The 23,953-nt window shown below is 50.5% G+C and carries 22 protein-coding genes; 12 read left to right on the forward strand and 10 right to left on the reverse strand.

Annotated features, from left to right (window positions below; translation table 11 throughout):
* Nucleotides 1-111: 111 nt before the first annotated feature.
* The 3 genes from L9P87_RS04495 to L9P87_RS04505 all read right to left on the reverse strand — a co-directional run bounded on the left by L9P87_RS04495 (nucleotide 112) and on the right by L9P87_RS04505 (nucleotide 4,910).
* Complete coding sequence (locus tag L9P87_RS04495; protein ID WP_237443475.1) at nucleotides 112-2,271, reverse strand: 3-hydroxyacyl-CoA dehydrogenase NAD-binding domain-containing protein; 2,160 nt, start codon at nucleotides 2,269-2,271, stop codon at nucleotides 112-114.
* Between the two features lie 74 nt (nucleotides 2,272-2,345).
* Nucleotides 2,346-3,548 carry an acetyl-CoA C-acetyltransferase gene (locus L9P87_RS04500; protein ID WP_237443476.1) on the reverse strand — a complete coding sequence of 401 codons (1,203 nt, stop codon included), beginning with the start codon at nucleotides 3,546-3,548 and terminating at the stop codon, nucleotides 2,346-2,348.
* Between the two features lie 294 nt (nucleotides 3,549-3,842).
* Complete coding sequence (locus L9P87_RS04505; protein WP_237443477.1) at nucleotides 3,843-4,910, reverse strand: AraC family transcriptional regulator; 1,068 nt, start codon at nucleotides 4,908-4,910, stop codon at nucleotides 3,843-3,845.
* Between the two features lie 241 nt (nucleotides 4,911-5,151).
* Between L9P87_RS04505 and L9P87_RS04510 the strand changes: the two genes are divergently transcribed.
* The gene (locus tag L9P87_RS04510; RefSeq protein WP_237443478.1) at nucleotides 5,152-5,868 is read left to right on the forward strand and encodes a hypothetical protein; all 717 of its coding nucleotides are present in this window, start codon (nucleotides 5,152-5,154) and stop codon (nucleotides 5,866-5,868) included.
* Between the two features lie 8 nt (nucleotides 5,869-5,876).
* Here L9P87_RS04510 and L9P87_RS04515 read toward each other — a convergent pair whose 3' ends face one another.
* Complete coding sequence (locus L9P87_RS04515) at nucleotides 5,877-7,325, reverse strand: sensor histidine kinase (RefSeq protein WP_237443479.1); 1,449 nt, start codon at nucleotides 7,323-7,325, stop codon at nucleotides 5,877-5,879.
* On the reverse strand, nucleotides 7,312-7,989 hold the full coding sequence (locus L9P87_RS04520; RefSeq protein WP_237443480.1) for a winged helix-turn-helix domain-containing protein: 678 nt from the start codon (nucleotides 7,987-7,989) through the stop codon (nucleotides 7,312-7,314). The genes L9P87_RS04515 and L9P87_RS04520 overlap by 14 nt, the downstream gene beginning before the upstream one ends.
* A 444-nt stretch (nucleotides 7,990-8,433) precedes the next feature.
* Here L9P87_RS04520 and L9P87_RS04525 point away from each other — a divergent pair, with 444 nt between their 5' ends.
* Nucleotides 8,434-8,958 carry a hypothetical protein gene (locus tag L9P87_RS04525; protein ID WP_237443481.1) on the forward strand — a complete coding sequence of 175 codons (525 nt, stop codon included), beginning with the start codon at nucleotides 8,434-8,436 and terminating at the stop codon, nucleotides 8,956-8,958.
* 80 nt (nucleotides 8,959-9,038) lie between these two features.
* Nucleotides 9,039-9,521: an RDD family protein gene (locus tag L9P87_RS04530; RefSeq protein WP_237443482.1), complete on the forward strand. Its 483-nt coding sequence runs from the start codon at nucleotides 9,039-9,041 to the stop codon at nucleotides 9,519-9,521.
* 36 nt (nucleotides 9,522-9,557) lie between these two features.
* On the opposite strand, the gene lptG is transcribed toward L9P87_RS04530, so the two are convergent.
* Both lptG and lptF read right to left on the reverse strand, forming a co-directional pair.
* Entirely contained in the window at nucleotides 9,558-10,619 is a 1,062-nt protein-coding gene (gene lptG, locus L9P87_RS04535; RefSeq protein ID WP_237443483.1) for an LPS export ABC transporter permease LptG, read from the reverse strand.
* Complete coding sequence (lptF, locus tag L9P87_RS04540) at nucleotides 10,616-11,731, reverse strand: LPS export ABC transporter permease LptF (RefSeq protein ID WP_290368478.1); 1,116 nt, start codon at nucleotides 11,729-11,731, stop codon at nucleotides 10,616-10,618. The genes lptG and lptF overlap by 4 nt, the downstream gene beginning before the upstream one ends.
* Nucleotides 11,732-11,982: 251 nt before the next feature.
* Here lptF and L9P87_RS04545 point away from each other — a divergent pair, with 251 nt between their 5' ends.
* The 6 genes from L9P87_RS04545 to L9P87_RS04570 all read left to right on the forward strand — a co-directional run bounded on the left by L9P87_RS04545 (nucleotide 11,983) and on the right by L9P87_RS04570 (nucleotide 18,794).
* Nucleotides 11,983-13,458, forward strand: a complete 1,476-nt coding sequence (locus L9P87_RS04545; RefSeq protein WP_237443485.1) for a leucyl aminopeptidase — start codon at nucleotides 11,983-11,985, stop codon at nucleotides 13,456-13,458.
* A 146-nt stretch (nucleotides 13,459-13,604) separates the two neighbouring features.
* Nucleotides 13,605-14,027, forward strand: a complete 423-nt coding sequence (locus L9P87_RS04550; protein WP_237443486.1) for a DNA polymerase III subunit chi — start codon at nucleotides 13,605-13,607, stop codon at nucleotides 14,025-14,027.
* Nucleotides 14,027-14,548 (forward strand): hypothetical protein, encoded by a 522-nt coding sequence (locus L9P87_RS04555; RefSeq protein ID WP_237443487.1) that lies wholly within the window; start codon nucleotides 14,027-14,029, stop codon nucleotides 14,546-14,548. Before L9P87_RS04550 ends, L9P87_RS04555 begins: the two co-directional genes overlap by 1 nt.
* Before the next feature lie 210 nt (nucleotides 14,549-14,758).
* On the forward strand, nucleotides 14,759-17,614 hold the full coding sequence (locus L9P87_RS04560) for a valine--tRNA ligase (RefSeq protein WP_237443488.1): 2,856 nt from the start codon (nucleotides 14,759-14,761) through the stop codon (nucleotides 17,612-17,614).
* Between the two features lie 108 nt (nucleotides 17,615-17,722).
* Nucleotides 17,723-17,935 (forward strand): cold-shock protein, encoded by a 213-nt coding sequence (locus tag L9P87_RS04565; RefSeq protein ID WP_237443489.1) that lies wholly within the window; start codon nucleotides 17,723-17,725, stop codon nucleotides 17,933-17,935.
* Nucleotides 17,936-18,575: 640 nt separating this feature from the next.
* Entirely contained in the window at nucleotides 18,576-18,794 is a 219-nt protein-coding gene (locus L9P87_RS04570; protein ID WP_237444373.1) for a cold-shock protein, read from the forward strand.
* A 12-nt stretch (nucleotides 18,795-18,806) separates the two neighbouring features.
* Here the strand turns inward: L9P87_RS04570 and L9P87_RS04575 are convergent, their stop codons facing one another.
* Genes L9P87_RS04575 through L9P87_RS04585 form a run of 3 tightly spaced genes read right to left on the reverse strand, consistent with a single transcriptional unit; the run spans nucleotide 18,807 to nucleotide 21,168 of the window.
* A complete protein-coding gene (locus L9P87_RS04575) occupies nucleotides 18,807-19,028 on the reverse strand; it encodes a SlyX family protein (RefSeq protein ID WP_237443490.1) in 222 nt (73 codons plus the stop codon).
* A 23-nt stretch (nucleotides 19,029-19,051) separates the two neighbouring features.
* Nucleotides 19,052-20,203, reverse strand: a complete 1,152-nt coding sequence (locus L9P87_RS04580) for a serine hydrolase domain-containing protein (protein ID WP_237443491.1) — start codon at nucleotides 20,201-20,203, stop codon at nucleotides 19,052-19,054.
* On the reverse strand, nucleotides 20,203-21,168 hold the full coding sequence (locus tag L9P87_RS04585; RefSeq protein WP_237443492.1) for a D-2-hydroxyacid dehydrogenase: 966 nt from the start codon (nucleotides 21,166-21,168) through the stop codon (nucleotides 20,203-20,205). Before L9P87_RS04585 ends, L9P87_RS04580 begins: the two co-directional genes overlap by 1 nt.
* A 95-nt stretch (nucleotides 21,169-21,263) precedes the next feature.
* Between L9P87_RS04585 and L9P87_RS04590 the strand changes: the two genes are divergently transcribed.
* The 3 genes from L9P87_RS04590 (at nucleotide 21,264) to ccoN (ending at nucleotide 23,952) form a co-directional block, all read left to right on the forward strand.
* Nucleotides 21,264-21,779 carry a 2-thiouracil desulfurase family protein gene (locus tag L9P87_RS04590; RefSeq protein WP_237443493.1) on the forward strand — a complete coding sequence of 172 codons (516 nt, stop codon included), beginning with the start codon at nucleotides 21,264-21,266 and terminating at the stop codon, nucleotides 21,777-21,779.
* Between the two features lie 10 nt (nucleotides 21,780-21,789).
* Nucleotides 21,790-22,143: a translation initiation factor Sui1 gene (locus L9P87_RS04595; protein ID WP_237443494.1), complete on the forward strand. Its 354-nt coding sequence runs from the start codon at nucleotides 21,790-21,792 to the stop codon at nucleotides 22,141-22,143.
* A 390-nt stretch (nucleotides 22,144-22,533) separates the two neighbouring features.
* Nucleotides 22,534-23,952, forward strand: coding sequence for a cytochrome-c oxidase, cbb3-type subunit I (gene ccoN / locus L9P87_RS04600; RefSeq protein WP_237443495.1), 1,419 nt, complete (start codon nucleotides 22,534-22,536; stop codon nucleotides 23,950-23,952).
* Nucleotide 23,953 lies beyond the last annotated feature (1 nt).

Here is a 23,953-nt window from a genome sequence, read left to right on the forward strand (position 1 = left end):
AAATAGACTCAATTATCCCCCAGCCAAGCGGGTTTAACAATCGACGATTGCTTAACCCCCACCGACAAAAAAGCCGGCACAATGGCCGGCTTTTTTAGTGAAGGTTAGCGGTTATAAAAACAGCTCACCTTTTTCGGCTTTCTCGATCAACAACTCTGGCACGGCAAACACGTCACCGTATTGCTGGTGTAGATACTGAGCGCGCTCAACAAAGGCTTTTAGGCCGTAGGCGTTGATGGCCTGTAGTGCACCACCGGTTTGAGCGGGGAAACCAATACCCATAATAGAACCAATATTAGCATCGGCAACAGAGGTGATGACACCTTCCTCCATGGCACGAACGGCTTCCAGACTTTGACAGAACACTAAACGATCCTTGATATCCTGATAGGGAATCTCGGTATAACCGTTAGGAGCGAAGGCTTCTTTGAGGCCTGACCAGATGCGTTTCTTACCGCCTTCTGGGTACTCGTAGTAACCGCCGCCGTGGATCTTACCCTTGCGGCCAAACTCATTGACCATGCGGTCGACAACACGAGACGCCGCATTATCAGCCATGGGCTTACCCTGTGCTTCGGCATCGGCCTTAAGCTGCTGGCCATTCTTGTAAGCGGTCTCTTGGCTGATCTCATCAATCGCCGCCAAGGTGCCGACTGGCGAGCCATTGTCACGGGCTGCGCTTTCGATTAGCACAGGATTAAGACCCTGCTCCAGCATCTCAGCACCCTGTGAAATAGTGGTGGCAATGGTGCGGGTGGTGAAGAAACCTGGGCCATCGTTAACAACAATCGGTGTCTTGCCCAGCTTCTGAGAGATATCGAAGGCAACTGCGAGGGCACGATCCGAGGTCTTGTCACCGCGGATGATCTCAACCAGTGGCATTTTCTCAGCGGGGCTGAAGAAGTGCATACCGATAAAGTTATCGGCGCGGCCAGAGGCCTCAGCCAATTCAGTAATCGGCAAAGCAGAGGTGTTAGAGGCAAAAATACAATCTGGGCCAACAACCGCTTCCGTCTCCTTGGTCACCGCCGCTTTAACATCACGGTTTTCAAATACCGCTTCGATCACCAGATCGCAGCCGGCCAAATCAGCATAATCGGCTGTCGCCTGGATGCGAGCGAGGTATTCCGTCGCCTGCTCTTCGGTGACACGGCGCTGCTTCTTGAATGAAGCTGCGGCATAGGCCAAGCCCTTATCAGCGTTTTCTTGGCTGATGTCTTTGAGTACCACATCGATACCGGCTTTCGATGCCGCGACGGCAATACCGGCACCCATCTGACCGGCACCAAGAATACCGAGCTTCTTAACAACGGTCTTATCGATGCCATCTGGACGGCTGGCACCCTTGTTCAAGGCTTCCATCTGTACGAAGAAAGCCATCATCATGTTGCGAGCAACCTGATCGGTCAGCAGTTTGAGGAAGTAGCGACCTTCGATTGCCTGTGCGGTATCAAAATCGACACGGGCTGAATCGACGATACAGGCGAAGATTGCCTGTTGTGCTGGCATCAAACCCTTGGTCTGCGCCATCACGTTTGAAGGGCCGAAGAACATCAGGCCTTGAACACCCTGGTCCTTCGAGTTGGCGTCGCCACCGGGCATCTGGTAATCGGCCTTATCCCAGACCTGAACCGCTTCCGGGTTGGCCTTGATCCAGGCCTTGGCCTTCGCCGCTAGCTCTTCTTCTGAATCAACCAACTCATCGACAATACCTGCTTCCAAGGCTTTCTCTGCCTTCAGGCGCTTGCCCTGGCTGATCAGGCCGATAGACTCTTGCATACCGATAAGACGGGTCAGACGCACCACACCACCAGCACCGGGCATCAAACCAATCATCGCCTCTGGCAGACCGACCTGAATACCCTTAACAGCAACACGGTAATGACACGACAGCGCAATTTCAAAACCACCACCCAGTGCCGGGCCATTCATCCCCACGGCAACAGGAACACCGAGGGTTTCCAGCTCGCGGAGTGGCGCCTTAACATCCATCAGCGCACTATACATACGGGCTTTCTCTTCCGCAGGCATGTCGAGATCCATTGCTAGCATCTCGGTAATATCACCACCGGCGAAGAACTGACCCGGCTTACCAGAACGCACATAAACACCGGTGACGCTGCCGTCGGCAATCATTGCCTTGATATCGACCAAGGCCTGTTTCATCGCCACTTCATAGTCGGCGCCCATAGTGTTAACAGCTTTACCTGGCTGGTCAAAAATCAGCTCGACAATACCATCACTGTCTTTTTCTAAACGAATATAACTCATTGATACACTCCTTAAACACTCAACCAGTCTGACGATTTACTGCTGGTGAGGCTCAATATTCATCGGACTATTAATTAAACACGCTCAATAATGGTGGCAATACCGATACCGCCGCCGGCACACAATGTCACCAGACCACGCTTGAGGTTACGGCGCTCAAGCTCGTCCAGTAAGGTGCCCAAAATCATTGCACCGGTGGCGCCGATAGGGTGGCCCATGGCAATCGCGCCGCCGTTGACGTTCAACTTATCAGAAGGAATATCGAGTTCTTTCTGGAAACGTAAAACAACAGAGGCGAAGGCTTCGTTTAGCTCGAACAAGTCGATATCGTCAACCGTTAAGCCGGCCTTATCCAATGCCTTTTGGGCAGCGGGTGCTGGACCTGTCAGCATAATGGTAGGCTCGGTGCCAACCAGCGCGGTAGAGATAATCTTGGCGCGTGGTGTCAAGCCCTGCTCTTCACCGGCCTTCTTGTTACCGATCAGTACCAGTGCAGCACCATCAACAATGCCCGACGAGTTACCTGGCGTATGGAAGTTTTCAATCTCCTCAACCGCAGGATACTTCAGCTTTGCTACTTCGCCGTGACCAAAGTCGTTAAACATCTTAAATGAGGGGTTTAGCTTGGCCAAGCCTTCCTGCGTGGTGCCAGGACGGATGAACTCATCGTGATCCAAAATCGTCACACCATTGAAATCTTTCACCGGCACAATCGATTTAAAATAGCCATTCTCTTGGGCGTAAGCCGCGCGCTGTTGTGACTGCACGGCGTAAGCGTCAATTTCTTCACGGGTAAAACCATCGATGGTGGCCAATAAATCGGCACCCAAACCCTGGTTGATGAAGTGGGTGTTCATTGAGATCCATGGATCGCCCTGACAGCCACCCGAGGCGCCAATGCCGAGACGAGACATTGATTCAACACCGCCGGCACAGACCAGATCTTCGAAGCCGGAAGCAACTTTCGCCGCCGCCATATTCACGGCGTCTAGGCCGCCAGCGCAGTAACGATGCAATTGCGCGCCGGTGGTGATGTCATCCCAGCTCGAATGAATCAGGGCAACCTTGGTAATGTTCTGGCCCTGTTCATTAACAGGCTCGCCGGTGGCCATGATGACGTCTTCAACCTTGGTCGTATCAAGATTGTTACGCTCTTTCATCGCCTCGAGTACATTAACCGCCAAATCAACTGGCTTCACTTCATACAGGCTGCCACCTGCCTTACCTTTACCGCGTGGAGTGCGGATCGCATCGTAAATAAACGCTTCGTTAGTCATCTGCTTTCACTCTTTTTATTCGACTGCTTAAACAATAAGAAGCCTATCCGACGACAACACCCGCAGGTCTGCCGCCATCCAAATATCTCTTATGCAGCAGATTATCTCAGTGAGCATGCAAAACAATAACAAAACGCGTCAACTTGACTGGCAAAATTGACCACTATGGGCTGGTGTCACCCAGCAAGGGCAGGAAATAGGTGCGTTTGGCGACTGCTAGCCGCGTTGCGGTCCGTTAATGTCCGCTGCCATTAGCAGCTAATCATCTTCGGGTACGCTTTATCTCTCACGCTACTAGGGCGCTGAAGGTTGTTCAGCGTCTGGTTCGGCGAATAACTCACGACTGCGGTATTCACCGGGTGGCATACCCGTCCACTTCTTAAAGGAGCGATGAAAGGCGCTGGGATCAGTAAAGCCCATTAACACGGCAACGGCGTTGATCGACAAATCGGGGCGGCTTAAATAGGCAATGGCAGCGTCACGACGACACTCATCCTTAAGCTGCTGAAAAGTTTTCCCCTCCCGCTTGAGACGACGGCGCAGAGTCGGTGCCGACATGTTCAGTGCCCCGGTAATCTCTTCAAAGCTGGGAAAACCCTGGCTGAAATCATGGCCAATCAGCGCCCTCACCTGGGCAATCAAACCGGTGTCACTGGCCTTGGATGGCATTACGATTAGCTGATAGGGTGCGGTGCGTAAAAACTCTTTTAAGGATTGCTCGGTGTGTACCAGTGACCAACTGAGGCAGCTGGCATCGAAGACCATTACATTTTGACTGTGATTAAACGTCACCGGGCAACCAAAGAGTTCTTCATAGCGCTGGCTGTTTTCCGGCGGACCCGCCTGAAACTGCACCTCTTGCAGCTCCAACGTTCTGCCGGTCAGCCAGCCACAAAAACGGTGCCACATCGAGAGGCCATAGGCATCGGTTGCCTGTACTGACTTATCGGGCTCCTTACTCGGCTCAACATAACCGACAATCGCCACATCACCCTGTATTTCGAGGGTTAATTCGGCCTGTGCATTGAAAAAAATTCGGAAAAAATCACTGGCTCGACGCAGTGCCTTACCAAGGTTTTCGCTGTGAATAATGGCATAGCACATCATTCTAAAGGCACCGGGGGTAAAACCACGCCCCAGGCGAATGCCAAAGCTTTCATCCTGCAACAGGCTGAGAATCAGCTGATAGAGCTTGCTGTATTGCAACGCCGACATCTCATCGTGATAGTTGGCCGCCTGTTCATCGTTGGGATCAAAATCGACGCCTGCTTCCAGCAAAATACCCTCGATGGGGTAGCCTTTCTCGGTGATCAGCTTCAATAGTGATCGGGCATATTTTGTCGGGACGTTATCGACACTCATAACACGAAAAACCTGTCTTATATGACGCAGTTAAGTAGCAAAACCTCTGTGATACTAACACTAACAAAAACGATCAAAAAGGGTTTTAGTGATCGTTTTTGACTGATGGCACACAAACTCGCTGACCCGCGCAAAGCGACACGCTTCACATTCTCGTACTATTACCTTGAGCAGGGATTAATGCTATGGTTTACAATTAGATGTAGGTATTACATCACGACTAAGTCAGAAAGAGGTTGGCGTGTACAAATTAATTTTTCGCGGTGAGTTACTCGCCGAAACCAGCCGCGAACAGGGTCAGGTTCGTCTGGCCAAGCTGTTCAAACTCACCAGCGAAAAGGCCGCCCAGTTGTTCGACGGAAAAACCCGGGTGCTGCGTAAGAATATGGACAAGGCAACCGCGGCGAAATTTCAACACGCCTTTAAACAAGCGGGGTTAAAAGCTTATTTCCAGGCCGAGCAGGCCACAGCTGCTGAACCTAGCCCTAAGCCTACAGCTAACAGCACTGCCTCAACAGACTCTGCTGCCACCGCCATGTCTCTTGCCCCCACGGGCACCAACCTGTTGTCTGATGGTGAAAAATCAGCGGTTACCGACGCTGACATCAACACCGACCACCTCAGTGCCGCCGAGGCCGGCACCGCTATTGGTGAGCCGCAAGAGGAAGTGCTCGCACACATTAATACCGAGCATTTTGACGTCGCCGAACTGGGCGCTATTATGGCCGATGCCATTGTGGAAGAAATTACCCTGGTAGACATACCCGAAATATCATTGGCCGAGGTTGGCGCTACGCTGGGAGAACAAAAAACAGCGCAGGACGCCCTCCCCGAGGTCGATACCAGCAGCCTAACATTGTCGCCTAGCGGCAGTGATTTGCAGGATGAAAAAGACGAGCTACCCCCGGCGCCACCAAAGACCAGCCACCTATCTTTAACGCCCAACGATAATACTTAACAGGGTAACTAAGCCTCAATCAGCGGCAGCTGTAACCTCACCCTGAGGCCGGGCTGATGATCCTCAAGGGTGATACTGCCACGATGCAACTTGACGATGGCGGCAATCAAACTCAACCCCAGCCCATTACCCGGTGCCACACCGCGACTGGATTCCACTCGATAAAAACGCCTGAAGCTTTTCTCCCGCTCAGCCTCTGGGATACCGGGGCCATTGTCATCGACTAAAATGGTCGCATACTGACAGAGCTTGCCATGCAACTCACCTTGGGTCTGGCTCAAAGTCACCTTGATGACACCACCATCAGGAGTGTATTTAATCGCATTATCGACCAAATTAACCCAGGTTTGGAATAGCATATCGCGGTCACCGAACAGTACCGGCTGCCCCTCACTGACAAAGCTAATCTGCTGGTTTTTTTCCTCTGCCAGCGGCTCATAAAATTCCACCACATCAGCCAATATCGCCGCGGCGTCCACGCCAGAAAAGCTCTCACGCTGCTTAGCAGATTCTATTCGAGTAATTCGTAACAACGCACTAAATGTGTTTAACAGCGCATCAGCCTCATCAATCAAACCCTGCACTTCATCTAAATTTTCATTCTCAGTTTTATCTAACAATCTTTCTAAGCGGTTACGCATTCTGGTCAAGGGGGTACGCAAATCATGGGCAATATTATCGGATACCCGACGCACGCCCTCGAGGGATTCTGTCAACTGATCTAACATGGTATTAAAATTAGCCACCAACCGATTAATATCACCGCTGCTACGGCCATCGAGAGCAATACGCTGACTTAAATCGCCCATCATAATGTTTTTAATGCTGGTATTAATATAATCAACCCGTCGCAACCATGCTCGACTGATTAACGCACCGGCTATGGTGCCAAGGATAATCGTCACCAACATGCCTCTGACCAAAATACCGATCACCAACTCGATCGTGTTAAGCACATCGGCATAGTGCCTGGCGACGAGAATATGATAACCATTACCCAGTGTCAGTGAGCGGCCAACAAAATCACTGCGGTCATTATGAATGCCCTGGGCATCCTCTGGCTTTAACAACCGTAAATCGTAATCGCTGTCTTTCAGAATATCGAATTCGAAACTGAGCCAGCCGCCGCGATAGCGAGTGTATTCCGGCCATTTTTCAAGGTTACCTGCCAACTTATTGTAGTTCTCGTCGGCCAGCATAAAGAAGTATTGCGTGAAGTTGCCTCGCTGTAAGGCCGTCTCGAAAAAGTCCTCCACCCCGTCAACGCCATCGCGCTCATAGCTTTGTTGTACGCCTTCTAGCTCGCGGGAAATAGTATTGTGAACTTGCTGGGAATAGCTGTAGGAGAAAAACGCATAGACAATTGCCAGCAATACGAAAACCGAAAAACTTAAGCCGGTAATATAGGCAAAAGTAAATCGGAACGTATAGCTAGAAAATATATTACTCGGCTTCATGCAACATATACCCAGCGCCGCGAACGGTATTGAGTAATGGGTAGTCGAAGTCTTTATCGATTTTCTGACGTAGACGACTGATATGCACGTCGATGACATTGGTCTGGGGATCGAAGTGATAGTCCCACACGTTTTCGAGCAACATGGTGCGAGTGACAACCTGACCAGCATGTTTCATCAAATATTCGAGTAGACGGAATTCACGGGGCTGCAGCAAAATATTGCTGCCAGCACGGACCACCTTATGACTCAGTAAATCCATCTCTAAGTCGGCCACTTTCAAACTGGTCTCAGGTGCGTTTGATTCTGCGCGACGCCCCAATACTTCGATACGGGCAAGCAACTCAGCCAATGCGAAAGGCTTCACTAAATAGTCATCACCACCGGCCTTCAGGCCCTGTACGCGATCATCAACCTCACCCAGTGCACTCAAGATCAACGCCGGCGTGGATAAACCTTCCTGCCGAATCGTTTTGATAATGGTTAAGCCATCGATTATCGGCAGCATTCTATCGACAACCAATACACCGTAGTCGGTTGAGCGTGCCAATTTCAAGCCCTGCTCACCATCGGCGGCATGGTCGACGGTATAGCCAGCCTCTGCCAAGCCCTGGCGAATGAAATCCGCCACTGAACTATCATCTTCTATTACCAATATACGCATTATACGTAGACCTCCCGTTCAAATTAAACCCGAGAAACAACAAATAGTTATCGCGCGAATCATTACATAGATTGGCCGCGATAACTAGGTCGGGCAGAGCCCAATCAGTATTGTATACCAAACACCGCCCTCGCTTTGCCGGTTTCATTGACCAAGAACAACAATGTCGCCACTAACAAATTAACGTGATGCAATATGTTTCAATAACTTAGGCAATGATCATCGGGCAGGGCAGATTTATAGTGCGCCATATTAAACTCTGTTTAATATTGATTTCAGCTGTCCTGAATCCACTTATAGCCAAAATCTCTATAATTTTTTCCGTGGATTAATACCAATTCTCTCATTTTCTGCAAAACTTAAGGTATGTAGTTCAGGGAAGCGAGCCAGACCACAATGATAATAAATACTGGTTTTTCAGCAAATTACTTAAAGACTATCGGGGTGTTAGCAATCTCTGCCTATGGCTGCCTGTCAACGACAACGCTCGCTGGGGACGTCATCGGCTTCGAATACCTCGATTTATCCATCGACGGTATCTTGATTGGCCGAGATACTCGCACCAACAAAAGCAAAACCTACGCAGATCCCAACAACCTCAATGTCATCCGCAGCAATCACATCAAAACCATGCAATTCAGCCCCGACATTAATGCGGCCATGATTCTGCAGTACGAGCAATCTCGTATCGATAGAGCACTCAATCAACAGTGGGTGGGACAACAGCAAGACACCGAGCGTCGCCGTGACGGCGGCCATGCATTACAGTATCTGCTGAGAAAAAGCGCCTTGAGGCTGTGGATGATTCAAGATGACAGCGACGAAATTGACCTCAAAGTCATCAATGTCGATGACGAAGGCAATATGAGCAAGGGATACAAAACAGGGTTTCGCTACGACTTAAAACTGAACCCTAACAGCGACCTGTCGATAGACAATGTAAAATTCAACGTCGAGTATGAATTTTAATAAAGCAAGCCCTGGTGCTTGCTATAGCGCAGCAGTTTGCAGGTATAATGCAGTCAACTTTCGCCTGACCAGACTCCATCATGACCTCAAATTTGCCTATCGCACCACTTTGGCGACGTATCGCCGCCATGTTCTATGACACCTTCTTACTGATTGGTGTGCTCTCGCTGGCAACGTTCTTATTTCACTGGCTCAGCCTTAAAATGACTGGCGACACCCTGGTCATCAGCCATAACAGCGGTGAAGTCGTCACCGACCTGCCAACCACAACCAGCGGCCCGATCTATCAATTTTATCTATTCTTTATCATTGGCCTGTTCTTTACGTATTTTTGGCAAAAACTGGGACAAACCCTCGGCATGCAAGCATGGCGACTGCGCGTCTGCCAACCAGATGGCTCTAATATCACTTACCAGCAGGCGTTGGTTCGCTACTTAGTCGCCTGGCCTGCTTTTATTTGTCTGGGACTCGGCTATCTTTGGTCGCTGTTCCATCCCCAGGGCAGCAGCTGGCAAGACCTCACCTCCAAGACGCAGGTCGTGGTCATGCCCAAGCGCAAATAACTGCACTGATTTAGACGGTATGCAACAGGCGCGTCACTAAGCTCGCCGCAATAGCACGATACCAACAGCCAAACAAATTCCTATCGGTACGATAACCGAATAGATCGGCTGAAAATTGAAGACCAAGCTGGCAGGGCCTAACAGATCTTGGGTGGTGCGGAACACAATACCAACAATGACACCGGTGAAAATACGGTAACCCATGGTCACCTCACGCAGTGGTCCAAAAATAAACGAAATACCAATCAACACTAAACTGGCAGTCCCTAACGGTGTTAATATTTTGCGCCAGAATTCCAGCATAAAAGAGTTGGCATCAAGGCCCTGTTCAAGGCGGTATTGTGCCGCCCGCCAAAGCGCGGTAATCGACAGCTGATCGGGGTTGATTGCAACGATTTCAAGCATTCTTGGCGTTAAACCGCTGTTCCAGCGATAACTTGGAAACTTTTGGCGACTGATTTTGGCATCGGTGACACTGTCAATTCTCGCCTTCTCAACCACCCAAAAACCCTCTTCTTGGTATGTGGCACGACGGGCTGTCATCACCTGTTCTAGCTTTCGGTTTTGATCGAAGCTAAACACTTTCAAGCCGTTAATTACACCACCGCTCTGCACCACGTTAAAGTGCATAAATTCATTACCGTCACGGTTCCACAGCCCCCTCTCAAGGTTGAACGTCTGGTTGCCATGTTGCTTTATCGTCTTGCGCGTTTCGGCGTACTGCTCCGCCGGAGGTGCCACGTATTCTGTAATCAACATGCCCGCAAAGATCAACACAAACGTCGGACGCATGACCAGCCATACCAAGCGCCCCGTTGAGAGTCCCGCTGCTCGCATCACCACCAATTCGCTGTTATTCGCCATGCTGCCAAGGCCTGCTAAACAACCAACCAGAGCGGCAAACGGTAGATACTCAGTCAATTTACGGGGCAGCGTCAGCAAGACATAAAACAACACTTCACTAAAGCCAAAGTCGCCCTTCATGTCCTGTAAGTTATCGATGACAGCTGAAAGCGCATCGAGCCCTAAAATAACCAGTAACACCATTACAATGGCACTGAAGACGGTTAACCCGACATAGCTCTGTAAATGCCTCAAGAGGAGATCCCTCGACGACTATTGCGACCATATTTATAACGCTGCCAGTATCCGGGGAAATACAACATCAGCAAACCCAAGATTAAGAAGCCAGCATGTATAACCCACAAACCATACTGCGGAGGTAGCTTGCCCTCCTCTATGGCGCCGCGACCGGCACTGAGCAAGACTAAATACATCAAGTAAATCAAAATTGCCGGCAGCATCTTAATGTAGCGTCCACGACGATGATCCGTCTTACTCAAGCTGAGCGCGATAATCGCCACAATGGGGATCAGAATAGACAGTGATATTCGCCACTGAAGCGTGGCTTGATAGGCCAGGTTATCTGAGCCAATCAACTGACTGGTTGGCAGTCCATCCAACTCATTCGACGGCTCTAAGCTGCTCTCTTGCTCATCGAGTCGAGCACCGTAAACATCGAAGCCTGTTTGTTGATAGTCGAGCGTCTTATTTTCCATCATATACCGGTAACCGTTATGCAGCTCCAGATAACGGTAACCCTCTTTTTCAACTACCTTACCCCCCTCGGCAAACACCAGCGACACCTGCTGTGGTGACTGCTTAGTCTTGGGGATTACCTCGGCGACGAAGACGTTCTCCATTCTACTTTTTTTATCGTGCAGGCCTTCGACATAACTGACACGTCCGCCACTCATCGTTTGAAAACGCCCGGGCACCAGTGTACCAAAACCACTTTTTGCCTTCGGATCGTTGATGATTTGCTTGGCCATATTGGTGCCTGCCGGGCTGAGGTACAGACTGATACTCGACATCACCATGGCTATAAAGAAGGCGGGGATCAGTGTATAAGCCAATAGCCGGTTAACGCTGAAGCCGCAGGCGGATAACACCACCATCTCACTCTCGACATATAAGCGGCCATAAGCCAGCAAAATACCAATAAAGAAACCCAGTGGTAAAATCAACTCGAAGAAATTGGGCAGCCGATAGAACATAATCCAGAACAGCACATCACCGGCAATCTTGCCACTGGCAGCCTCGGCCAAATAACGGACAAAACGGGCACTCATAATGATCAACAGGACTGCAGAAGTCACCGCGATCATTGTGACAAAAACCTCTTTTGCTAAATATCTAAACGCAATCACACTTAACCATTATCTCTGTGATTCATTAGCAAGACCAACGCTCACTAAGGTATTATCGTGGCCATTGGTTAACAGACACGGTTGAATTACCGAATAATCAGTAACATGATGCATTCTATTATAAGCTGTTGTCGTGGTAAAAATAACCAACTACCATCAACTTTTAGAGTCGCCACCTTGGCACAGTCATAGTTTAGGCGCAATCTAAAACAGTCTACAACCTTGATTACACTCGATACTGCGGAGTAAGCATGCAATTTAAGGCCAAACAAATAGCTGATATTACCAGCTGCAAAACAGGCTGCCTGGCCATCAATGTCAGCGACAGTAAAAAGCTGAGCGGCAATGCTCAAATCATCGACAAGGCGACGAACGGCCTGATTGGCAAATTGATCAAGCAGCAAGATTTCACCGCCGCACTGGGTAACACCTTACTGGTTCACAGCCCCAGCGGCATCACAGCCGACCGCCTACTCCTAGTCGGCTTTGGCAACGAAAAGTCGATGTCAGCCGCCCAGCAGCGCCAGGCTATTAGAAGCGCCGCCAGCGCCATCGCCAGCAGCAACGCTGCCGATGTCACTGTTTGCTGGCAATCTGCCAACGACCTCGCCACCGACGCCCAGCAACTGGCGATCGAAATTATTCGCCAACAGTATCGCTATACCGACAAAGTCAGCACGCCTAAGCCCGCCTCCGCCGTTAAAAAAGTTTTTGTAGCCAGCGACAAAGGCAAACAGACGACCGCCGTCAACAAAGCATTAAATAACGGTCAAGCGATTGCCAACGGCATCAATAGCTGCCGCAAACTGGGCGACCTGCCCGGCAACATTTGCACCCCCAGCTATCTCGCCAGCGAAGCCAAGGCGCTCGCCAAGAAGCACCCCAAGCTGACAACCAAGATTCTCTCCGAAAAGCAGATGAAAGATCTCGGCATGGGCTCACTGCTCTCTGTCAGCGCCGGCAGCGACGAACCTGCACAGCTAATCGTGATGGAGTATAAGAACAGCACATCAAAGCAGGCGCCCATCGCCCTTGTCGGCAAAGGCATCACCTTCGATTCCGGTGGTATCAGCCTCAAACCAGGCGCAGGCATGGATGAGATGAAATACGATATGTGTGGCGCCGCCAGTGTCTTTGGCACGGTTTCAGCGATCGCTGAAATGGGTCTTAACACCCACGTTGTCGCTGTTGTTGCCGCCAGTGAAAACATGCCCAATGGCCACGCCACCAAGCCGGGTGATGTCGTCACCAGCATGTCGGGCAAAACCATTGAAGTACTCAATACTGATGCCGAAGGCCGCTTGGTATTATGTGATGCGCTGAGTTATGTACAGCGTTTCAAGCCTCGTTCAATCATCGACATCGCGACACTGACTGGTGCCTGCGTCATCGCCCTGGGCCGTCACAACAGTGGCCTATTTGCCAACGACGAAGCCCTGGCCCAACAGCTACTCAGCGCCGCCGATACAACTGGCGATAAAGCTTGGCGCTTGCCGATCAGCGACGATTACAGTGAGCAGCTAAAGAGTAACTTTGCCGACCTTGCCAATATTGGCGGCCGCGAAGCGGGCTCTGTCACGGCTGCCTGCTTTCTTTCACAGTTTGTGGAAGGCCAGGCCTGGGCTCACATCGATATTGCTGGCAGTGCCTGGAATAGCGGTGCCAATAAGGGCGCAACGGGTCGCCCTGTACAGCTGCTAAGCCAGTACATCATCGACCAAGGCTAACCTCAAAGACCTGGCCAAAAGTAATTTTCGGCCAGGTCTTTAAGCGCAATCACCTTCACCGTTCAAATTTCTCCTACGACACAGTAGCCATCAACCACAATTCCAGTAAAATACTTCTTTTTACCCTGCCGTGAGTTTTCTTTGCTATGACCAATGCTTTCTTTTATTTGATGGCCTCCGACAACGATTTACAACGCCTGAAATACGCCTGCACACTGGCTGAGAAATCTTATAAGAAAGGTAAAACAGTCTTTATTCATAGTGCCAACGAACAACAGAGCCAACACCTAGACAATCTGCTTTGGTCGGTTCGTGACAACAGCTTTATCCCGCATCAGCTACAAACCCATGAGCCGGATAACAACAGCCCCATTGTCATTGGCCACCAGCAGCCAAGCAGCGACCGCTATCAAGTAATGATTAATCTCAGCAGCGCACCGGCCAATGCAGACCAGTTTGAATGGGTGCTGGAGGTTGTTAACAAGCAGCCCTCAATCACCGAACTCAGCCGCACCAATTGGCGCCATTACCAACAGCTGGGCATCACCCCCAGCAGCAAGAACTGCTGATGAGCGATTACTGTCAAACCGATTTACTGGGCCTGTTCACCGCTCAGGATGAGCCTGGCCTTACCGACAGCGACAAGCCAGCCCCCCCGGCCCACCGTCCACTGACCAGCGACGCAGACAGCAGAATGGCATCGCCACAACTGCAAAGTCAGCTCGATATTTTTATCGGTCAAGGCGACGACGCCGGCCTGACCAGTAATACCACCAAGCTCACCACCGACTGCAATTTCAGCCTCAATTGCGGCAGCGATGAGAGCTTCTATGACCAGCGTTTTAACGCCCCACTGAATACCGAGACCGCAACCACTGACATAATCTACCAAGGCTGCAAACTCGGGCCCGGCACCAACGACGACCAACCTTCACTCTTTGACCAAGTTGAGCCAACATCGGCCCCTGTTGTCGATAGCCAACGCATCATCAACCAGGTGCTGGAAGAGTTTATGCCAAAAATCAGAGCGGAGCTAAAGAGTCGACTTCAGGCCGCAGAGCGTGAACTTAACAAGAACAGGGCCGACTAGCACCACCACTGTGTGGCACAAGGCTATACGCCTTTGCCATAGAGCCGTGTTACACTAGCCGACTAAATTATTCACCGCGTAAAAACCTCTTTGTTTGCAACGTTACCAGCAGGCCCTGGAAGCACTTTTAATGGTGTCTTGCCAGCCTTACTACAGCAACATTCCACCGGGTTGACGCATTCACTATTTTGCTGAGCAGACTGACATATCATGGATAAAACATACCAGCCCAACGCTATCGAACAACAATGGTATAAGACCTGGGAAGAGCAGGGATATTTTCGCCCACAGGGCGGTGAAGAAGCCTTCTCTATCATGATACCACCACCCAATGTCACCGGCAGCCTTCACATGGGCCACGCATTTCAGCAAACCATTATGGATGCGCTGACTCGCTACCACCGCATGAGCGGTAAGAATACGCTGTGGCAGGTAGGTACCGACCACGCCGGTATTGCCACCCAAATGGTGGTCGAGCGCAAACTGGCCGCGGAAGAAAACAAAACCCGCCACCAACTGGGGCGCGACGCCTTTACCGATAAAATTTGGCAGTGGAAGGAAGAGTCAGGCGATACCATTACCCGCCAAATGCGTCGCCTGGGCAACTCTGTCGACTGGGATAGCGAAGCCTTTACCATGGATGAAGGCTTTTACAAGGCCGTACAGGAAGTCTTTGTTCGCCTGTATGACGACAAATTGGTTTATCGCGGCAAACGCTTGGTCAACTGGGACCCTAAGCTTCACACTGCGATCAGCGATCTGGAAGTTGAAAACAAAGACGAGAAAGGCTTTATGTGGCACTTCCGCTATCCGCTGGCTGATGGCGTCACCACTGCAGACGGCAAGGATTATCTGGTAGCTGCCACCACCCGCCCGGAAACCATGCTGGGTGATACCGCCGTCGCTGTTAACGCCAAAGATGAACGCTACAACGCACTGGTCGGCAAGGAAGTCATGCTTCCTCTGGTTAACCGCCGTATCATCATTGTTGCCGATGACCATGCTGACATGGATAAAGGCACCGGTTGTGTAAAAATCACGCCGGCCCACGACTTTAACGATTACCAGGTTGGCCAACGCGCAACACTGCCGATGATCAATATCTTCGACAAAAACGCCGCCATTTTAGCCGATCCTGAAATCTACACCCACGAAGGCAAAGACTGCCAGCAAGTGACCGCCTCTATACCTGCACAGTACGCCGGCCTTGACCGCTACGATGCGCGCAAGGCCATTGTGGCCGACATCGATGCCCTCGGCCTGCTCGAAGAAGTCAAAGATCACGACCTTACCGTGCCACGTGGCGACCGCTCCGGCCTCGTCATCGAGCCACTGCTAACCGATCAGTGGTTTGTCGACGCCAAGACGCTGGCCAAGCCAGCCGTTGACGCCGTCACCAACGGTGATATCAAATTTGTACCCCAGCAATACGAAAACATGTATTTCTCTTGGATGAACAATATTCAAGACTGGTGTATTTCTCGACAGCTCTGGTGGGGTCACCGCATACCCGCTTGGTATGATGATGCCGGCAACACCTATGTTGCCCGTAATGAAGAAGAAGCGCGCAGCAAATACCAGCTTGCTGACGATGTTACACTCAACCAAGATGTCGATGTACTCGACACTTGGTTCAGCTCAGCGCTGTGGACCTTTGCCACCCAAGGCTGGCCTGAGAATACCGAGCGCTTAAAAACCTTTCACCCGTCAGATGTGCTAGTCACCGGCTTTGACATCATCTTCTTCTGGGTAGCCAGAATGATTATGATGACCATGCATTTCACCAAAGACGAAAACGGCAAACCACAGGTACCCTTTAAGACAGTCTACGTTACCGGTCTGATTCGTGATGACCATGGTGACAAGATGTCCAAATCCAAGGGTAATGTTATCGACCCCCTCGATATGATCGACGGCATTGAGCTCGATACGCTACTTGAGAAACGTACCGGCAATATGATGCAGCCACAACTGGCCGAGAAAATCGCGAAATCAACCAAGCAACAGTTCCCTGAAGGCATTACTGCCCACGGCACCGATGCACTGCGCTTCACCCTGGCCTCACTCGCCTCCACCGGTCGTGACATCAACTGGGATATGAAACGCCTTGAGGGCAACCGTAACTTCGCCAACAAGATCTGGAATGCCACCCGCTATGTACTGATGCATACCGAGGAGCAGAACTGTGGCGTCAACAACGAAGCCGTCGAACTGACCGTTGCCGACCGCTGGATTATCTCAAGGCTGCAAAAAGTCGAGGCTGATATTGAGCGTTATTACGCTAACTACCGCTTTGACTTAATGGCACAAGGCCTGTTCGAATTTGTTAAGAATGAATACTGCGATTGGTATTTAGAATTATCCAAGCCAGTGCTATGGGATGACAATGCCAGCGAAGAGAAAAAGCGTGGCACACGCAGAACATTAATCCTCGTGTTAGAAGCCATCCTGCGACTATTACACCCACTGATGCCCTTCCTAACGGAAGAAATCTGGCAGAAAATTGCGCCTATCGCAAATATTCAGGGCGACAGCATCATGCTGGCACCCTTCCCTGTGTGCGATGACGGCAAGATTGACGAGCAGGCTGAGATCGACATCGAATGGGTCAAAGGCGTTATTGTTGGCGTCAGAAACATTCGTGGCGAGATGAATATCTCTCCGAACAAACCGCTGTCTATCCTACTTAAGAATGGTAACGCTGACGATAAGGCGCGCCTAGCCAACAACCAACAGTTCCTGATGTCACTGGCCAAGCTTGAAGCAATAACTTGGCTTGAGCCCGATGACGAAGCCCCGATGTCCGCCACCTCTCTGGTTGGTGACATGGAGCTACTCATTCCAATGAGCGACTTAATTGACAAGGATGCCGAAGCAGCCCGTCTAAACCGCGAGATTGAGAAGCAAGCAAAAGAGTTAGGCAAGATTTCTGGCAAACTTAATAACCCTAAATTTGTTGACAAAGCCCCTGAGGCCGTAGTAGAAAAAGAACGTAAGAAGTTGAATGAGCTGCAGACAGCGGTAACCAAGCTGGAAGAACAGCTCGCCAAAATCAACTCACTTTAGTAATACCGACTGGCTGTATTCAGGGGAGAGAGACCTCCCCTGAAATCGGAAACCTCCGATTACTGGTCGTAATAAAAATAAAAATAGAATGTAAGAGAGGTTGTAGTTATGACGGATCGCGTAACCGGCACGGTCAAGTGGTTTAATGATGCCAAAGGTTTTGGATTCATCCAGCAGGGCGAGTCAGAGCAGGATATTTTTGTCCATTTTCGCTCCATCCAAGGTGAGGGCTACCGCAGCCTTAATCAAGGACAAGAGGTTGAGTTCGAGCTTCAGCAAGGACCCAAAGGCTTGCAAGCCGAAGAGGTAAGCAAACTCTGAGCATAACTAGCCGCTAAAGAAACAGGTAAAAATACCGCATAGCATCACTGTTTTGCGGTATTTTTTTGCGCAGAATTTAACAGAGTGGATAAATAACACAAATTACGGCAAAATATCTGCCACCACCTAAAGGCGTAACTTGCCTGCCGGTAATGGCTGTGGCTGACAGCCTGTTTTTAACAGCCAACAATAACATCAGTGGATAACGGAATGCTTTGTTACAGTTGATCGGCCCGATCTTGACCAAAAGGCAATCCTCTAGCCTCAACACTAGAAGGGTAACTTTTGATAACGGACTGATTCTCTCAGCTAAGACTAGGCTATTCTTAACCCGGTTCTAACAAGCCAACCCTACTGATCTTTATATTTTACCCATCAATTCAAGAGTACAATGATGACTTTCTTTTACCGCTTATTAATCAGTTTAGCCGTGGCCATTCCCGTTTCTGGCTTCTACAACGGACAGGCCACAGCAACTGGCATTTTCGCCTTCGACCTAACCGCAGCAATTTTCTTCTCCGTTGCCGCTATCGTCAGCGTTTTACTGGCTGCCAACATCTCAGCAGCCAGCAGCACTGATGACCAGCAAGATTCAAGCAGCAACTTTAACGACAACAACGACGATTTTGACGACAGCCCAATCACTGGCGAGCGCCACAACGGCAGCGTTAAATGGTTTAACAGCAATAAGGGCTTTGGCTTTATCACCAGTGATGACGGTGTCGATGTGTTTGTTCACTATCGCGCCATCCGCGCCAAAGGCCGCCGCCGTTTACAGGAAGGTCAGGACGTCGAATTTAGCATCGTCGACGGCGACAAGGGGCCTCAGGCTCGCGACGTTATCGTTCAGGGCGAATAAGCTCAACGACGATTAGTAATGAGGCGGGGGGTCATTCGACACCTCGCCCTCTTCTCCACTCTTCATACCCTCAACACTATCCTTCAGCAATCGGCAATAGCGCTCCAACGCATCGATCTGACGCTGCTGCTTAGTGATAATATCGTCCAGCTCTTGCAGTGTATCTTCTTGAAACAACACTCGAGTTTGCAGATCAATAATCTGCTCCTCTAAAAACTCAATCTTCTTTTCCACTCAAACCACCATCAGTAAAACAATTAAAGAGATCGATAAACCGCATCGATTAAACGCTGTGCACGCGGATCGGTTAGCGCACCCTGACCTAGTCGGTTTGTGACATAGCCGCAGCCGAACTGATAATCAAGGTCGGCAAAGCCCATGCTACCGCCTGCGCCGGGGTGACCAAAACTACGCTCACTACCCGAAAACAAACTGGCTGGCCGAGACTGCCCCGCCATAAAGCCAAGATTAAATGCCACCGGCTGTAACAACACCTCGTCAAATACTGGCGCAGCCTGCCCCCAGCACTGGCGCAATAACGCCGGCGACAAGATATCACCGAGCACCAACGATGAATACAGTTTTGCGATAGAGCCGGCATCGGAATGACCGTTGGCCGCAGGAATCTCCGCCCGCCGCCAAGCCGTGCTATTTATCCCTGTCATCATCGATAACGGCGTCGTAAAAGCTCTGGCAGCAACAGAATCCGGTTGAGACTCAATCAGTCGGGCAATACTGCCGCCCTGTCTAACGGCGCCAGCGTCAGCCATCGGCGCCACATCAGCAATAGCGCCAAGGTCAGCGGCTATCCCTATGGTGAAATTCAACCCCAGCGGCTCAGCGAAGCGGCGATGAAAAAACGCGCCGACGCTCTCTCCACTGACTCGGCGAATAAGCTCACCCAGTAGCCAGCCATAGCTAAATACATGGTAAGCTTGACGATCGCCCGCAGGCCAGATTGGAGACTGACGCTGTATTTTATCCGTCATTGTCGGCCAATTGAAAATATCCCCTGCCTCGACCTCTGCTGGCAATACAGGCAGTCCTGCACAATGATTCAGCAGAGTCCGCACTGTTATCCCCTGTTTGCCTCCAGCGGCAAACGCCGGCCAATAGTCAGCGACAGCTGCATCCAAATCGATATCACCTCGATCAACCAAGCTTAATAAACAGGTTATCAATACGCCCTTGGTCACCGAAAACACATTCACCTGCGTTGTCTGCTGCCAAGGTTTCACGCCATCTCGGTCGCTGATTCCCGCCCACAAATCAACAACCAGCTCCCCCTCCATATACAGCGAGAAACTGGCACCGACTTCGCCATGATCAATAAAATTACGCTCGAAGGCTGTTTCCACTCCGGCAAACAGTGGATCACAAAAGCCCTGCACATCAATATGAGCAGCCATTACGACACCACGATATTGATGGGTTCAGCGGCGATAAATCCCGCCACCACACGCACCAACTGATCAACCATTCGCTGCCGACTCTCAATACTGCCCCAGCCACTGTGAGGGGTTACAATCAAATTAGGTATATCGGCCGCCAGCAAGGGATTTCCTGCTGTCGGTGGCTCGACAGTTAAGACATCAACAGCGGCGCCAGCTATTTCGCCAGCCCTCAGCGCATCCGCCAGGGCCTGTTCCTCAATAATGCCGCCGCGGGCGGTATTGATGATATAAGCTGTGGATTTCATTTGCTGCAGCTGTGACGCCGCGATCAAGCCTTTTGTTGCCTCTGTCAGCGGGCAGTGGATAGAGATAAAATCTGCCTCTGACAGCAGCTGCGCCAAGGGCACTCGTCCCGCCGGACAGATATTGCTTCCCGGCCGCTGAGCCACCATCACCTTCATCTCAAAGGCCTCGGCCATCGCCGCCACCGACTTGGCCGTCACCCCCAGACCGATCAACCCCAGCGTTTTTCCCGCCAGTTCAACAGCGGGAAAATCAAGTAGACAGAAATGCTCAGCACGCTGCCATTCACCCCGGCCAATCTGAGCGTTTGTCGGCAACAATTTACCCGCCAAAGCCAGCAGCATCATCATGGTATGCTGCATCAGTGATGGTGCCGAATAACCGACAATATTACTGACGACAACCCCGCGCTGCTTGGCCGCCAAGATATCGATAACATTGGTACCGGTGGCCATTACCGCAATATATTTCAACCTCGGTGCGGCGGCAATTTCGGCTTCGCCAATACCGACCTTATTGGTTAACACAATGTCAGCATCGGCAATGCGCTCGGCACATTCTTGCGGCTGAGTCGCTGCATACCACTGCCATTCAACCCCCTCGAGATCGCTCAAGCCTGTTAAATCTAATTGCTCAGGCACCAGTGTATCGGCATCCAACACCACGGCTTTGATCATAAAAAACCCACTACTAGCAAATTGTTAAAACAATACGGATAATACAGCATCCTGAGCACAAACAGCGCCACTGCGCCGATTTATCTGGGGCCCGTATGCCAATCAACGCCCACAAGCACACTATTCTATTCAGCGCCTGCTTGTTAGGCCGCCCTGTGCGCTATAACGGCACCGATTTATTACAGCAGCACCCAATCATCGAACAATGGCGACGACAGGACTACCTCATATCGATATGCCCCGAGGTCAGCGGCGGACTCGATACCCCGAGAGCGGCAGCAGAGATTCAAGCAGGCAGTGGTGCCAGCGTACTGGCAGGCAGCAGCCGAATCATGACCCACACTGGCAGCGATGTTACCGAGGCCTTCATTGCCGGCGCCGAAAAAACACTGGCATTTGCCCAACAACACCATGTCGTAATGGCCATTTTGACTGAACGCAGTCCATCCTGCGGCAGTCAACAGATTTATAATGGCCAGTTCAATCACAGCACGACCAATGAGCGCGGCGTCACCGCCGAGCTTTTGCAACAGCATCAGATCAAAATTTTTAATCAGCACCAACTTGTTGAAGCTCATGACTGGCATCAGCAATATCTTCGCAACCTTTGAGCATACACCCATGAGTAAAAAAAATTCTCGCCTCGTCTTCTCAACCGACAGCGGTAAGCACTGCCCCAAGTGCGAATTTAGCATTGACAATTGCCAGTGCAAAAACAACACCGTGGCCGACAGCGATGGCATTGTTCGCATCAGCCGTGAGACCAAAGGACGCAAAGGCAAGGGCGTTTCGATTATCAGCGGTATAGCGCTCAATGATGATGGCCTCAAGAAGATCGCCAAGAAGCTAAAACAGCAGTGCGGCTGTGGCGGCAGCGTCAAGAATTTCGCCATCGAAATGCAGACTGATCAACGCGATAAACTCAAGGCAGCCCTTGAGAAAGATGGCTATAAGGTAAAACTGGCCGGCAGTTAAGTTAATGACTAGACTAAAAAATAGTCAATCTTAGCGCTTGCATACAACTTGTCGGTTTAAATCGTTGAATCCGGCCAAAGATAAGTAATTGCCGAAATTATCAGTTCTTTTATCACAGGCTCTTTGTTAGAATACGCCGCCGCAAATGGCTCGAAAGACTGTGTCAATCAACAGATGCTTCTGCAAAACCGCTTACGCAGTAACCACAATTGAACCAGGGCTATTACCTAGTTCAATTGACTGAGATCAAAGTAGTTTCAAGTAGTTAATTTAGAATAGCTTTGTTGAAAACACATCGGCTAACTTGGCTTTGCGTTTTTTGGTGTCAACTGTCATGAACTTCATGCAGATATGATAAAAAACTGAGTCTCATACTTTGGAAGGCACAATATGAGCACAACCACAATGGAAACTCCTGACTACAACTACAAGGTTGTTCGTCAGTTTACTGTTATGACCGTTATCTGGGGCATAGTCGGTATGCTAGTCGGCGTTGTTATCGCCGCGCAACTAGCCTACCCCGAGCTTAACCTTAACCAGTATTTACACTTCGGTCGTCTACGCCCTCTACACACCAATGCGGTTATCTTCGCATTTGGCGGTAGCGCTCTTTTTGCTACATCGTTTTACGTTGTGCAGCGTACCTGTCAGGTGCGTTTATGTTCTGAAGTCCTTCCCGGCTTTATTTTCTGGGGCTGGAACCTCGTCATCGTCCTTGCCGCCATCACCCTGCCACTGGGCATGACCAGCAGCAAAGAATATGCCGAGCTTGAATGGCCGATCGACATTCTGATCACCATCGTATGGGTGGCATACGCTTATGTATTCTTTGGCACAATTGCCAAGCGTAAGACCTCACATATTTACGTCGCCAACTGGTTCTTTGGTGGCTTTATTCTGACCGTTGCCATTTTGCACGTGATCAACAGTGCCGCCGTTCCGGTCAACCTCTTTAAGTCTTACTCTGCATACTCTGGCGCCATGGATGCGATGGTACAGTGGTGGTATGGCCACAACGCCGTAGGCTTCTTCCTAACCGCCGGCTTCCTCGGCATCATGTACTACTTTGTACCGAAGCAGGCAGAACGCCCCGTCTACTCTTATCGTCTATCCATTGTCCACTTCTGGTCACTGGTTGCGATCTACATCTGGGCCGGCCCTCACCACCTACACTACACTGCTCTTCCAGACTGGGCTCAAAGCCTGGGTATGGTGATGTCACTGATTCTATTAGCACCATCTTGGGGTGGTATGATCAACGGCATCATGACCCTCTCCGGCGCCTGGCATAAGCTGCGTACAGATCCCATTCTTCGCTTCTTGGTTGTTTCCCTGTCTTTCTACGGTATGTCTACCTTCGAAGGCCCGATGATGGCAATCAAAACAGTTAACGCCCTGTCTCACTATACTGACTGGACTATCGGTCACGTACACTCCGGTGCCTTGGGCTGGGTAGCAATGGTCTCTATCGGTGCCATCTACCACTTGATTCCGATTATGTTTGGTCGTAAAGAAATGTACAGCACCGCAATGATCAACCTGCACTTCTGGTTGGCCACCCTCGGTACCGTTTTATACATCGCAGCAATGTGGGTAAACGGCATCATGCAGGGACTGATGTGGCGCGCTTACAACGAAGACGGCACGCTGACCTACAGCTTTGTTGAATCTGTTGCAGCCAGCCACGACGGCTATGTTGTTCGCCTTATCGGCGGCGTCATGTTCTTCGCCGGTATGTTACTCATGGCTTACAACCTTTATAAAACTGCCCAGCAAGCCAAGCTGGAAAAATGCGAATTACCGGCTTAAG

The organism is Sinobacterium norvegicum, assembly GCF_923077115.1.
Taxonomy (GTDB): Bacteria; Pseudomonadota; Gammaproteobacteria; order Pseudomonadales; family Sinobacteriaceae; genus Sinobacterium; species Sinobacterium norvegicum.

Coding starts and splice junctions, on each gene's coding strand:
- L9P87_RS04545 (WP_237443485.1), top strand. CDS start 11,983: ATGCAATTTAAGGCCAAACAAATAGCTGATATTACCAGCTGCAAAACA.
- L9P87_RS04500 (WP_237443476.1), bottom strand. CDS start 3,548: ATGACTAACGAAGCGTTTATTTACGATGCGATCCGCACTCCACGCGGT.
- L9P87_RS04530 (WP_237443482.1), top strand. CDS start 9,039: ATGACCTCAAATTTGCCTATCGCACCACTTTGGCGACGTATCGCCGCC.
- L9P87_RS04495 (WP_237443475.1), bottom strand. CDS start 2,271: ATGAGTTATATTCGTTTAGAAAAAGACAGTGATGGTATTGTCGAGCTG.
- L9P87_RS04585 (WP_237443492.1), bottom strand. CDS start 21,168: ATGATCAAAGCCGTGGTGTTGGATGCCGATACACTGGTGCCTGAGCAA.
- L9P87_RS04595 (WP_237443494.1), top strand. CDS start 21,790: ATGAGTAAAAAAAATTCTCGCCTCGTCTTCTCAACCGACAGCGGTAAG.
- L9P87_RS04550 (WP_237443486.1), top strand. CDS start 13,605: ATGACCAATGCTTTCTTTTATTTGATGGCCTCCGACAACGATTTACAA.
- L9P87_RS04565 (WP_237443489.1), top strand. CDS start 17,723: ATGACGGATCGCGTAACCGGCACGGTCAAGTGGTTTAATGATGCCAAA.
- L9P87_RS04560 (WP_237443488.1), top strand. CDS start 14,759: ATGGATAAAACATACCAGCCCAACGCTATCGAACAACAATGGTATAAG.
- L9P87_RS04505 (WP_237443477.1), bottom strand. CDS start 4,910: ATGAGTGTCGATAACGTCCCGACAAAATATGCCCGATCACTATTGAAG.
- L9P87_RS04555 (WP_237443487.1), top strand. CDS start 14,027: ATGAGCGATTACTGTCAAACCGATTTACTGGGCCTGTTCACCGCTCAG.
- L9P87_RS04580 (WP_237443491.1), bottom strand. CDS start 20,203: ATGGCTGCTCATATTGATGTGCAGGGCTTTTGTGATCCACTGTTTGCC.
- L9P87_RS04590 (WP_237443493.1), top strand. CDS start 21,264: ATGCCAATCAACGCCCACAAGCACACTATTCTATTCAGCGCCTGCTTG.
- ccoN (WP_237443495.1), top strand. CDS start 22,534: ATGAGCACAACCACAATGGAAACTCCTGACTACAACTACAAGGTTGTT.
- L9P87_RS04520 (WP_237443480.1), bottom strand. CDS start 7,989: ATGCGTATATTGGTAATAGAAGATGATAGTTCAGTGGCGGATTTCATT.
- L9P87_RS04515 (WP_237443479.1), bottom strand. CDS start 7,325: ATGAAGCCGAGTAATATATTTTCTAGCTATACGTTCCGATTTACTTTT.